Genomic DNA, 13,247 nt, shown 5'->3' on the forward strand with positions numbered 1-13,247 from the left:
TTCTTTTTTTTGTTTGAGTTATGTGGTGGTTCGATTGGGTTGTGTGGTGGTTGATCTGATTTATGTGGTAGTTAGAGAGATTTATGTGGTGGTTGGCTTAATTTATGTGGTAGTTTAACTGGTTTATGTGGTGGCTTCTCTTTTGTGTGGTGGTTGGATGCGGTTATGTGGTGGTTAACTTGGTTTATGTGGTGGTTAGTTGAATTTATGTGGTAGCTTCTCTTTTGTGTGGTGGTTGAACTGGTTTATGTGGTAGCTGGAGAGATTTATATGGTGGTTAGTTGAATTTATAGGGTGGCTACTCGGTTGTGTGGTTGATGGATGTCGGTATGTGGTGGCTATATTTCAAGCACACAAAAAAGTCCTCTCAGGTGAGAGGACTTTTTGTTTTATTGGCCTACGATTACTTGTGTTGTTAAGATGTTGCCGTCTACGATGTAGGTTAGGTAGAATGTGTCGCCTTTTTCTACATCTTTGAATGTTAGTGTATTGGTTCCATTGCCTGTTACTGTTGGTGCTGTATTGTCCGCGTCTGCGTTAACTAGGTTGGTTGCTGTTAGTTTGATACGGCTTGCTGCTGTTTTGGAAATATCTTCTCCGTATTGATCGGTGATTTTCAATACTGCTCTTAAATCGGCTGAAGCGATATTTACGGTTGCTGTTGTTGCTGGTACTTGTAAGCCTTGGTCAACAATTTTCAGGCCATTGGTTGGCTGGAGCTCAATGCTGCTTGCAAGTGGCTCTGACTTGGTCACGATAATCTCTTGGTCGAGCGTTACTGGCTGACGATCAGCATTTACAATTACTTTTACTGGAACAGTTTTATCTTCTTTATCTACAATATCTTTTGTTCCTCGAACGGATAGTTTTCCGTTTAATACATTATAAATGAGATCATTATGCCCAGTGATTACGGTATATTCTGCTTTTGGTACAACTAGTCTATTGCCATCTGATGTGATTCCGTAAACAATCAATTCTGTAGCATAGTTTTCTACTGATAGATTCGATGGGTTATCGTAAATTTGTGCAATAGGTTTCATTTCATAGGAAACGATACTTGCTTTATCGATTACTCGTAGATTCATGTCAAATGCACTAGATTCTATGACCTGAGCGATACCTTTTGCATCTACTTTTTGTAAAGTCAGCTTGATCGCATCTGCACCTTTTTTATTGCCCGTTACTGTTACTTCGTTTTTAGTTGAAATTACTTTGTTTGTTGAAATTTTCACTTTGTCATCCATTGCATCTACTTTAACTAAGTATTTACCTGCGTTTGCTGTTGTTTCAGCTGTTGCTAGGTTTGAATCAGTCAATTTGAATTCTCTATCATACTGATCTAGCACAATAATTGACTCTTTGTTTAATGTAAATGCCCCGCCAACTAGTAGATTTGTTTCTAAGTCTTTTGTTGCTACAATCTGTTTTGCTTCTGCTTTCGCTTTAACTGTAACGAGAAGTGTTTCTGACCTTTTCGTTGCTGTTGTAGCGGATATTAGTACTTGACGATCTTTTGTTGATTTTGAGGAATCGGTTAATACTAATTTTGCTTTGCCCGTCAATGGATCGCTTTCAATCGTTGCCTTAACATTCGCATCATTTGTTGTTACAGTCACGCCATTTGGCTTATTTAAAGTTACTGCGCTTGTAATTTCATTGCCATCAATTCCTCGTATTTGGAAAGGAACTTCTGTCTTCTCATCTGCAACGACTAGATTTGGAGTATTGAGTGAAATCGTATCAGCTTTCACACCCTCTGCAACTACCACTTCAAATTTAGCCGTTTTCCCGGTAGATTTTGAAGTAATTGAAATAGTTGCTTTACCAGTTTTCTTCGTTTTCGGCTGTTTTAGCTCAAGAACAGTCTGTTTTTGGCCATCTATTATCAATTGTGAAAAAGTAGGTAAGGTTACGCTTTTGTTCACATCAACGATCGATGAATCTGAAATCGAAACGGTAACGTCTTTTGCGATATCCTGGAATGGCACTTCAAGGCCATATTGATCGATTGCCTTTAAGACTAAATGAAAGTCTTCGTATGTTGCATCAGGATCTAGAGTCGCACTAGGATCCAAATCGTTATACACATTTTTAATGCTCACTTCAGCTACTTTTGATAGTTCAGAAACGCGAACGGTTTTGGATTCTGAGATGGAAGTCTTTGTATCCAATAAAGTAACCGAAATTTTATCCCCTAGCTTAAAATTAGAGGATGCTGCAGCTTTCGTGATTTCTATAACACCTTCAGTTGGCTTTACAGTAATGTCACTACCTGCTCCTGTTACATCTGTGTTTCCTACTAAATTATGACTTTGAGATGTCATATCTTCTCCGTATTGGTTTTCTACTTTATATGGAATACGTACTTTATTTCCCGAAACATTTGGGATTGCAGCAGTCGTTGGAAACTTAATAGCAGTCACTATTTCATCCGTTACAGTTGTCGATTTCGATAGGTTTGTCTCTTGGGCTGCAGTTACAGAAATATCATACGTTCCTGCTGTTAATCTATCAGATAATAAAATCTTCGCTGATTTTTTATCTTTTGAAAATTCCATACTAGTAATCGCTACATCTGTAGTACCTTTTTTAACTGCAATTTTAGCAGAAGAATCTACTACTTTATTGAAATTTACCGTTAATGCAAAGGCGCCAGTAGCCTCAAATTTTGTTATTTCTACAGGCTTTGATTCAATGACTCTTTGAAGAAATGTCGCAAACTGACCGCGAGTAGTTGTGCTTTTAGGGTTAAATTTATCTAAAGCAGGATTTGTAATATCAAAATAATCAAGTACAGCGATATATGGACGTGCAGTCTCTTTGGCGTTCGCCAAATCTTTCACATCAGCTTTAAATGTTTCTTTTGCTACATAATCTTCTAAGTTAGTATCTTCTCCGATATTCATCAGACGAACCAAAGCAATAGCCATATCTTCTCGTGTCATTTTTTGTTGAGCTAAAAGTTTATCTTCAGTTCCCCAAAATACTCCGTTATCCTTGATCAAGGCTGCATATTTTAAAAGTTCATCATTATCTTTATTTAAAGCTATATCTGAAAAACGTGATTTTGTCTTATAGTTGTCCGGTACTACAAAGCCTTCTGCCACTAAGTATTTGCCGATTAGTTTCACTACGTCGGAGCGTATCAATGTTTTATTTGGCTTGAACGAACCATCAGGATAGCCCGTGATAACACCAGCTTCCACCAATGCTAAAATCGCTTGTTCATGTGTGTTGCCGGTTGTATCTGAGAAACTTGCTGCAAAAGCCGTTGGTGCAATAGCTGTTGCTACTAAAGATATAGCTACAGAACTCGTTAGAAACTTATTTTGTTTTTTCATATATGAATTTCCCCCTTTTTAATGGTCATTACCGCATAAATTAGACGATATATACTGTTAATAGTTTCCCCTACTCCTAGTATATAACAATTTAGGTTGGATTGGGGTTCTATTTTGGGAAGTGTTGTGGGTTATGTGGTGGATATGATTGGTTATGTGGTGGTTGCCTGGTCTTATGTGGTGATTGGTACTGGTTATGTGGTGGTTGACCTGGCTTTTGTGGCAGACACCACTTGAAAGGGAAAGCCTTAACTAAAAGAAGCGGCTGATTGTCAACTATCAGCCGCTTTGGTAAGTCTATTTTATTTTAAATATGTTAGTGAATTGATTAGGATTTTAGCTGCTTGGCCGCGCTTTGCTGTGTCTTCTGGCATGAATTTGCCGCCCGAACCACTTACAATTTTGAATGTAGCTAGCATGGATATAGCAGCTTTTGTTTCATCGTCGTAGTGGGCAATATCCGAAAATGGTGCTGGAGTTGCTGCAGTATATGGATTTCCTGTAACGGATTCCACTGTTCGTTTCAGCATAAGTGCCAGCTGCGCACGTGTGATATATTCGGTTGGACGAAACTTCCCGTCGCTTCCTTTAATAATGCCATATTGATAAGCAGCTGCAATTTCTGCTTGTGTTTCTGCAGCGTAAATTTCAATATCTTCGAATGGTGCAGTCTTATCTGTTTTTAGTTTTAATGCATTTACGATAATTGAAGCTGCTTGTGCACGTGTAATTTTATGTTCTGGTTTAAATGTACCATCTGGATAACCCTTTACTACTCCAGCAGCAACGGCTTGTGTAATATAATCCTTTGCCCAGTGTTGTTGGATATCTGGGAAAATTACAGGTGTTACTCCAGTAGTAATTGCAGCAGTCGGGTTAACTACACTCGCATTGCCCGAAGCATCTACAGCTACAACTGTAAACGTATATGCTTTATTTTCTTCTAGATTTCCTATTTCATATTTGAGTATATTCCCTGTTACTTGCCCTACTACTTCTTTCCCATTATAGATTGCGTAACCAGCTACTCCTGTATTATCGGTAGCAGGCTTCCATGTCAATGTTGCAGTTGTTTTGTTGGAGACTACTGCAGTTAGCGTATCCTTTGAAACCCATGGATAGTTCTCTACTAGTTTTTGATTAAATAAGTCCGAAACTACCTTATAGCCTGCTTCACTTAAATGGATATTCTTTGGATTTGGTAGGTTAGCTGCATAATTTTCTGCTATTTTTTCAGCAGTTGGGATGAAGGCTGCAGTTGTTCCAGTCAATCCAGTTTTAATTGCTCCATTTAGCCCATCCATCAACTGAGCAATCTGAGTTTGGTACGTCGCATCCATTTGTGGGAATGGATTATAATAGCCCATTACATATACTTGAACATCTGGATTAATCATATAGATAGTTTTTAATATTTGGCTATAATTAACGCCAACTTGTTGGATAGAAGCCATGATTTTTGCTAAATCCACAGTTGGAACACCAGTAGCAGCATCTACTTTAAAGTATGGTAGTACATCATTTGCTCCGGCACTAATAGTGATAATATCTGCAGCTGCGATAGACTTATGCAGCTCAGCTGTATCGCCTTGATTGCCAGTTCCAAAAACAGGTTTGGTTGCATTTGCTTGAAGATCCTTTAAAATATCCGTGGTCGTATAACCTGGTAAACTAAAACCTTTGTTGAATGAGTTTAAAACATTTTGAGATTGCAAAGCTTCTGCGATGAAATCTGTATATCCGCTTCCCAGCTTACTATCTGGAGTAACACCAGTAGCTAACGAATCTCCAAGCGCTAAATAATTTACCGGAGTAACCCAAGTCGGCGCCTCTGTATCCGTTTCAGCTGCAAATGAAAGTCCTGGAATGGCTACTAGCTGTAGTACAAGTGCAAATACAAACAATAAGCTGAGTTTCTTCATTGCTTTTTTCAATTCTCTTCCTCCCTTTTCCTAACTATCCTACAAATAATTATATTCTAGTTTAGGGGTTTATTATCCTCTATCCTTTCCTATGAAAATCTCCCTGGGTAATACAGAGAACTAATACTAATATAATGAGTGCATATTGTTTATTTTACTCACAACACGATACTTGCGTTCACCTGGTGGATACTTGCTCATGATGGTGTGGTACTTGCTGTATGGTGGTGTTTACTTGCTGTTCTGATTAGGTTACTTGCGCTCAGTGGAGATTTACTTGCAGAACGGGAATTTATTCCACTTTTTTGCAAGGACTGAGGAATAGAATTTCGGGTATCCGACTGTAAAAGTTATATAGGATGTTTTTATCCATCTTGTATTCACCGAAAGTCTTCACGAAAAACGAAAAAGCTGGCAATGCATGATACGCCATGCATTGCCAGCTTTTCAAAAGTCCCTCTATAACTGATTGGTCTATTGAGCTATCTTCATCCGTCTGTAATGTCTGATGAAAATCAACACGATTCCACCTGCCACAAGTAAAGTACCAGCTAATATTAGAATAAATACATTTGACGAAGTGGTAGGAAGGTTAGATCCGCCTGGTGTTGGACCTACGCTGGCAACCTGTCCTGCTGTCATGACTTGAACAGTCGTGTTATCTTTTCCTTCCGCCGTAAAGGTGAAAACGAAAGCAGACTCAAGTCCTTGAAAATCATTTCCAAGATGCTCTGGAAAACGAATAGTGATATCTAAGTTTTCTTCAGTGCCGCTTGTAAGCTTTCTTTCTGGCAATGAATTAAATGCTGCTAAATTCCCTTGATACAATTCTGTATCACCTGCTTTAATTTCCAGCAAGAGCTCATTGAAAAGTTTGTTATCTCCACTATTTTGCAACTGCATTTGGTAGACAAAATCTTTGCTTCCGGAATTCTGTACTGCAACGGTCCGTGGCGCCCAATCACCAGGCTTCATGTTGCTAATATCAAATAAATTCTCTTCTGTGGATAGACTGATGTCTAGTTCATTCTCAGCCGTGCCGCTTCCATCATCTGCAAATACACTCGTCATAGGATAAAAACAGATCACGCTAATTAATAGAAGAAACGGGAATAACCGAAATAATTTGGTCATCGTAATACCTCCTTACATATTCTATAAACCAATTCAGGAAGTACTTTTCCCGCTATCTTCCCCTACTACATCCACTTGCTTTTTCGGGCGCAATTCGATGATAGATAGCACTTTCCAAATCGTAAATGCGGAGTAAATCAGCAACATGAATCCAGGTATCAACAATAGCAATGCGCCATTTTTAGACTCAGCAAAATTAATGAAGTATCCGACGTAAGGTACTGTGAAACCGGTGTATTTCGCTACCACATTTTCGGCAAGAACCGGATTCATATCCTCTGCATTGTTGTTATCGCCTTTTGTCCGATAAAGTACGGAGTCTCCAGTTCTAACTACCTCTGTTATTCTATGTGTAATTAAAATATCTTCTTCTGCTTGAAATGTAATGACATCGTCTTTTTCGAAACCAGTTTTAACTACAGCAGACTTGACAGCGATGATGGAGCCTGTTTGAATCCCCGGCTCCATGGATCCCGACAGAACGGTTTTTAATTGGTATCCAAAAAATTCTGGTTCTCCGCCGGAGGCTTTAGATATAACAACTACGGTAGCTACACAGATTAGTAAGATCATTAATATGCCGGTGACAATGTTATTTATCCACTTCATTATCATTGTCTTTTTTGTATTCGTTTTCGGTTTAGTTCTCATTTAAATCACCTTCCGCTTTCTTTATGTTTTTACTTATTTTACGGCGTCGGTTATTTCATCGTCTTTCTTAGTGTCGATACTACTTTCTGAAGTTTCATCTTTTGCGGAATCTTTTTCTATTGGGTTCTCTTCTTTCGATTCGATTACAGATGCATCCTTGTCGTCCGGTTGTTTTGCACTTTCATCGTTAGTTTTCTGAGGTTCTTCCTCTTTGCTATCAACCACATCTGTTTTATCCGCATTTTCTTTCTCGGTTTCAATATCTCCATCTTTTAATTCAACTTGTTTCTCCATAATCGGTTCAGTAGTTTCTACGTCCGTTGGTGCTTTTTCTTTTTCGTTTTCTTTATTAGGTTCTTCATCTTTACTCGGACACTCGGTCTTGACTTCCTCACTTGTAGTGGCATCTTCTTCATTTTCTTCTACAAGGTTTTCATCTTTGCCCTCGCATTCTAGCTCTTCTGTAGCATCTGTTTCATCTGTTTCGTTAGATGCGTCTTCTATATCCTCACAGTCAATCTCATTTTCGCTGTTTGACAGTTCATCTTTTTCTGTTTCTTCTATAGGATTACCATCTTTGCCTTCGTGTTCGCCATTGATATCCTCGCCGGGTAATGGATCTATCCCGGTTTCTTCAGAAGTTTCACCTTTATCTTCCAAGTTAACTTCAGTTTCCTCGTTCGATACATCATCAATTGTATCTTCCTCGCCACATCCATTAACAATCTCTTTCGGAACCTCCCATATACCGGCAGTGATCGTCTGTGAGATCTCCGATTGGCTACTGAAATATGCGGATGTGTCGGATGACATATAACCGACGCCAAAGATGGCTAAGTAACAAATGAGTGCAATTTTTGAAATCAGGAAAAGATCGTATTTCCTTTTCTTATATCTGCGTCTACGCTTGCTTCTCAATCCGATTCCGCCTTTCTAATTTTTTATTTTGAAATTTCCTTAAGTATATTCCTCAAAACACAAAATAATTTTATATGTTCAGAAATATATATATGGAATGGCACCGACGGATTGGTTAAATAAAATAAGGGAGGAGAAGGGCTCTCCTCCCAGACTATATGATAGTATTATTTTGCTGTTCCATTAGTCTGTTTTGCATCAAATGTCCATTCAAGACTTAAAGAATCCCCTTGGAAGGTATTTTGATCCTTTTTATTGTCAACAAATTCAAACAATACAGTAAGATCATCAGATGTACCTGCTTTTAGTCCGTCCCTTTCCCCACCAAATATAGCTCCTAATAGATTTCTATCTACAACGTCTGTTTTAGACAATTCACTTAAGGTAGTTTCCCAAATAACCGGTGACTCTTTATCGTTATTGGTAAGGAATTTAACCTTAATATGGTCACCAAAGTCTGCGCTTGCATTGTTGCCATTTGCATCGGAAACAGTGTATTTTGAAGTTAATAATACTTTGGATACATCTAGGGTACCAGTGTTATTTAGCTTAAAGTTACGTAGCATTACATCACCTGGTTTAAGATTGCTTACATTAATAATGGCATTTGCTGCGTCATTACCTGCAACATTAATATCCAACGTACCTGCTGCAAAACTGCTGTTATTTACTTCTACATCATTGAAATAAGCATAAGTTCCTCCACCGATCATGCTAATAGCCAATCCACCAGTTAAGATACCCATTGCTAGCTTTTGTTTAATACTCATTTTTAATTTCCTCCAATTAGTTTTAGTTTAGTTTTGTTATTACTCATTTGCTCTTTCAAGCTTTGTTTCGAAGTTTGCTTTTGTATAAGATAGACTTGGTTCCATGCACCATTTCATAGTCCGAAAGCTTTTTTACTTCGAATGTTGCATTTTGTTCTAAGTAGTTTATTACACCACTTTAGAGAATTCTTTGGCTAAATCCCTCAAGGTATACTTGGTTTCTCAGCCTGTAAAAGCGATAGATAATAGAATTATAATGCCACGTTTTGCTTGATATCCATTTCTAGATTTAAGCTCCTCTTTTTATGTCATTCACTGCCTCCTTAGACTTCGTTTTCGTTTTGATCATCATGCAATGGAACTAACTTCAGTATATACAGTGCAAAACAATCCAGCCTCCCTCAAACGGGTAGTTTTTGACTATTCAGTATTCTTCTTTTGGATAGTTTCCTTGGTATACTTTCGTACCATTCAATTTATTTTGGAAGAGTGTAATAAACTAAAAACTTATAAAAAAGTGTTTGCTGACAATGTCTATGGAACATTCATGACATCCTACAAAAAGATAAAAATACAAAAGGAAGCCAGTGGGTAATAGCTATTGATTGGCTTCCTTTTATTTGTAATGCAATTGTAGCTTGTTGTAGCTGAGTTAGCTTTCATACAAGCATCTTGGATTTCGGTTGGAAGACCACCATGAAATGTTGAGAGGAAATAGTAAGAGTACACAGTAATATAAATAAAAAAAGAAAAGCCCTGTAGAGATCTCTCCACAGACTTTCCATCCTTCTATTACTCTATTTAAATTGCGTTAGCAGTATTAGCGTCTACAACATGGATATATGCCGGAGTTGATACAGTAGCAATCACCAGTGTAATTTTTGCGAAACCCAGGGACACTTCGCCAAATCGGCTCAGCTAGAAAGAAGGAACCACAATGGGTTCCCCTTTTGTATTTGTAAGTGTTAATGAATCTATTGTTGCCCCGTTGATGTATTCAATTGCTTGAATATTTTCAGCACCACGAATTTCTTTTACGTTTGTGCCATCTATGATTACTTTTTGGACTTTTGTACCTCTGAAGTCGATGATTGCATTTGCTTCAGATGGTTTTAATGTCACAGTTGTGTTCGCAAAGCCTGTTCCAAGGAATTCAGCATATTTCGCTCCAGTAAATACAATTCCGTCTGAAATTATGGATTCCACATCTAGTGTGACAGAAACACTTGGCTTGCTTAGTGTTAATTTGTTTGTTTTAAGATCATTGATGTTATATGTTTTTTCTGCTGTTATTCCTTCTGGTACTTCTTCTGCAGTTTTTTCAATTTCAAAAGAGTCCACAAGTTCATTCTCCATAGAATATACTTCACCTTTTAATATATTTCCTTCTATTGAAATTGAGGTAAAGACTTGTGTGTCTGTATCAAATTGAACATCCACATAATCATTATGTTCTACTGGATAGAATTTTGGTCCAGCAGAACCACCAATTACGTAAACAGTTCCATCGCCATTTGCTTGTACTTGTCCATGTTTCATAGCGTGTGTTCTCATATAAGAATGATCGTGCCCGTTTAAAACGACATCCACACCTAGTTCCTCTAACAATGGAGCAAATGTTGTTGCTGTTGCGTTAACTCCTGTTAGTGGATTGCTTTTGTAAGCTGGTCGGTGGAACACCGCGATAGTCCATTCTTTATCTGAAGTTTCTACTTCTTGGCGAATCCATTCTTGTTGTTCTTCCATATCTTTAATGCCAAATTCGGAATTCAGCATGATAAATTTAGCGTTACTATATTCAAAGGAATAAACAAATCCTTCCTTTCCTTTAGGTCCATTTTGTGGATAGGAGAATAAAGATTTGTATACTGATTCACCATTTCCATATACATCATGATTACCTAAAACTGTCATGACAGGAATTGTTGATGACAATCCTTTTGAAGCTTGTAGAAACAACTCCCACTGGCTCATAACACTTCCATCCTCCACAATATCTCCACTATGAAGCGCAAATTTTGTATTTGGATACTTTTCTAAACCTAATTCGTATAGTTTTGTCCAAATGGAAAAACCTGCTGCATCTTGTGATTGAGTATCAGTGAAAAATAAAAAGTTAAAGGGTTCTACTTCATTCGATTCAGTTATAAATGAACCTATTTCACTCCACCCCTGCTCAGTACCATCCCCTACACGGTACTTATAATCAGTTCCAGGAGTTAATCCGCTTGCATTTGTTTTATGAATTGTCATTTCCCCTTTATTGTCCGCATAAAATTCATGGTTTCCTTCAGCACGAATTACTGCAGTAGACTCAAAGCCTTTTTCATCCGATTGAGCGACTACTTCTACAATAGAGTTAGTAAAAGCTGTTCCTGTGCGCCAGGTGAAATGCTGGGACGTTTTAGGATCTTGTGTCCATGTTAATGTAATATTTTCTGGTGTATGTGTTCCTAGTTGAGGTACTACCGTAAATGTTTCTACTTGACTCACTTGTCCATTTTTATCCGCTTGCATACTTATAGGTATTTGAGAAAGCGTTACGTTATCGGTAGTAATTTCTCCATTTTCATCGGTAAGATCAAATAAACTGTTCCAATCAACTATTTCTGCATCCGCTCCAGGAACATGGTAATAACGAACTTGTCCATTTGGAATATAAACTCGATAAAAGTCGAAACTAGAAGTAGGTGGATTTGTGAAGGGCATATAAGTTCCTGCGTTCACAGTTTCGTATGGATCACCCTGTATTCCACTTCCTCCTTTATAAATAGTCGTGTCGTTCTTTATTTTCAATAGTTTTGTTCCGTTCGTAATCGCTATTTTAGCACCTTCAACTGGATTTCCATCAAGATCTGTTACTGTAATTTTAGTTGTTGTTCCTACTGATTTTCCTTCAACCGTTAGTAAATATGGCTGAGAAATTACTGCTTCAAATGGAACTGTAGAAAAAGGTAAGGTTCCAATTAATGAGTCTGTGAATGTTAAGCTACCTTCTGTAAGGGCAAGGTTTGCAATACCAGTTGCATTATTTCCTAAAGAGAAAGATACTGTCCCTAAAACTTCATTTTCATTTGTTTCGATATTATTTAATCCTTCAAATTTTAATGAAATTTCGCCTGTTGATTCATTTGCATGATTAATGGTTGCTGTGCTTTTGAATTTGTCTTGAATTTTTACTTGAAGTCCATCTATCGTATGGTCACCATCTTGAAGTGTCATTAAAGATGGTTCATAAGCGAATTTTAGTTCTGTACCACTTAAACTATTAATATTATCCATAGTTAGTTGAACTTCAAAAGTTGCTCCGGCTAATGCAACGTCTGGTCCTGCCCATTTAAATTCTGGTCCACCAGAAGAAATGGAGAGATTATATGTATCAAATTTGTGGTTTCCTGCTATATCGAAAACTTCTACATAGACTTGGTGTAATCCATCCACTAATGGAGTTGCAGGTGTATAAGAGACAATGCCTGTTTCTGCATTGAATGCTGGTTCAACATCTTTTCCATCAATCTTCATATAGATTTTATTGGAATCGATTCCTGACCCACCTTCGTTATCTGCTGCTATAATACTAATTTCGGGTCTATTTGTTGAAGAGATATCCGAAGGGTAAAAATTAGTTATCTCTGGATTCGTTACATCATCATCAAATTCACCGTAAACAGCTTGTATATTATCCACATAAATGGTTCCTGCTGTTTTTGCCTCATCTTTTGTAGCCATATATCGAACAGCCTGGTCTATTTGAAATGGTGCTACCCAGTTGTTAGGAATAGTAGCCTCTACGTACTTCCACCCCTTCCAAGTTACGCCGTTTGGATAGTCACCAGTGAAATCGATATTGAAGCTCTGTCCATTCGCATCATACATTAGCTGTCTTAACCATTGCTTATTTCCATCACCATAAACCCACATACCAATTTTCTCTGGATGTCCAGGGACATCAATTCTTGTATCTTGACTTGCATATACTCCTGAAGTCCCTTGTTGTTTAAGGAAATCATAATCTAATTGCAGTGCATGTCCACCAAATCGTACTTTCTCATTTGAAATTTCAGCTGCAATAGAATTATATTTAGATCCCGTTGCTTTCCAATTATTACTTGTCTCAAAATCCTCTAAAACAATATACGGTTGCTCTAATTCACTTGGTATTTCACTTGGTATTTCACTTGGTATTTCACTTGGTGTTTCATTTGGTATTTCACTTGGTGTTTCATTTGGTGTTTCATTTGGTGTTTCATTTGGTGTTTCATTTGGTGTTTCATTTGGTGTTTCACTTGGTGTTTCATTTGGTGTTTCACTTGGTGTTTCACTTGGTGTTTCATTTGGTGTTTCACTTGGTGTTTCAGGTTCCAATTCGGCAGCTATAGCAGATTGAGTATTAATCGGTGTTACTAAACTAAATAGCAAAAGAAAAGTTAAATAAATCGTAAGGGTTTTCTTCATAAAATTCATCAACATTTATCTCCTCCTTGGGTGCCAGTCAACGGTAGCACCAG

The 13,247-nt window shown here is 37.7% G+C and carries 8 protein-coding genes; 1 reads left to right on the forward strand and 7 read right to left on the reverse strand.

The genetic code is table 11. The features are described 5' to 3' along the window. Positions 1–389: 389 nt before the first annotated feature. A complete protein-coding gene (locus MKY37_RS06220; protein ID WP_340774964.1) occupies positions 390–3,344 on the reverse strand; it encodes an S-layer homology domain-containing protein in 2,955 nt (984 codons plus the stop codon). Positions 3,345–3,440: 96 nt separating this feature from the next. Here MKY37_RS06220 and MKY37_RS06225 point away from each other — a divergent pair, with 96 nt between their 5' ends. After that, positions 3,441–3,581 (forward strand): hypothetical protein, encoded by a 141-nt coding sequence (locus MKY37_RS06225; RefSeq protein WP_340774967.1) that lies wholly within the window; start codon positions 3,441–3,443, stop codon positions 3,579–3,581. 65 nt (positions 3,582–3,646) lie between these two features. On the opposite strand, the gene MKY37_RS06230 is transcribed toward MKY37_RS06225, so the two are convergent. The 6 genes from MKY37_RS06230 to MKY37_RS06255 form a co-directional block, all read right to left on the reverse strand. Further along, the gene (locus MKY37_RS06230) at positions 3,647–5,278 is read right to left on the reverse strand and encodes an S-layer homology domain-containing protein (protein WP_340774969.1); all 1,632 of its coding nucleotides are present in this window, start codon (positions 5,276–5,278) and stop codon (positions 3,647–3,649) included. Positions 5,279–5,740: 462 nt separating this feature from the next. After that, positions 5,741–6,337: a hypothetical protein gene (locus MKY37_RS06235; protein WP_340774971.1), complete on the reverse strand. Its 597-nt coding sequence runs from the start codon at positions 6,335–6,337 to the stop codon at positions 5,741–5,743. A 96-nt stretch (positions 6,338–6,433) separates the two neighbouring features. Next, a complete protein-coding gene (gene sipW / locus MKY37_RS06240) occupies positions 6,434–7,051 on the reverse strand; it encodes a signal peptidase I SipW (protein ID WP_340774973.1) in 618 nt (205 codons plus the stop codon). 33 nt (positions 7,052–7,084) lie between these two features. After that, the gene (locus MKY37_RS06245; protein WP_340774975.1) at positions 7,085–7,969 is read right to left on the reverse strand and encodes a SipW-dependent-type signal peptide-containing protein; all 885 of its coding nucleotides are present in this window, start codon (positions 7,967–7,969) and stop codon (positions 7,085–7,087) included. 167 nt (positions 7,970–8,136) lie between these two features. Beyond that, complete coding sequence (locus tag MKY37_RS06250) at positions 8,137–8,739, reverse strand: CalY family protein (protein WP_340774978.1); 603 nt, start codon at positions 8,737–8,739, stop codon at positions 8,137–8,139. A 918-nt stretch (positions 8,740–9,657) separates the two neighbouring features. Continuing rightward, positions 9,658–13,209 carry a metallophosphoesterase gene (locus tag MKY37_RS06255; protein WP_340774979.1) on the reverse strand — a complete coding sequence of 1,184 codons (3,552 nt, stop codon included), beginning with the start codon at positions 13,207–13,209 and terminating at the stop codon, positions 9,658–9,660. Positions 13,210–13,247 lie beyond the last annotated feature (38 nt).

The sequence above is a fragment of the Psychrobacillus sp. FSL K6-2836 genome (assembly GCF_038003085.1).
Classification (GTDB): domain Bacteria; phylum Bacillota; class Bacilli; order Bacillales_A; family Planococcaceae; genus Psychrobacillus.

Coding starts and splice junctions, on each gene's coding strand:
- MKY37_RS06250 (WP_340774978.1), bottom strand. CDS start 8,739: ATGAGTATTAAACAAAAGCTAGCAATGGGTATCTTAACTGGTGGATTG.
- MKY37_RS06220 (WP_340774964.1), bottom strand. CDS start 3,344: ATGAAAAAACAAAATAAGTTTCTAACGAGTTCTGTAGCTATATCTTTA.
- MKY37_RS06235 (WP_340774971.1), bottom strand. CDS start 6,337: ATGACGAGTGTATTTGCAGATGATGGAAGCGGCACGGCTGAGAATGAA.
- sipW (WP_340774973.1), bottom strand. CDS start 7,051: ATGAGAACTAAACCGAAAACGAATACAAAAAAGACAATGATAATGAAG.
- MKY37_RS06255 (WP_340774979.1), bottom strand. CDS start 13,209: ATGTTGATGAATTTTATGAAGAAAACCCTTACGATTTATTTAACTTTT.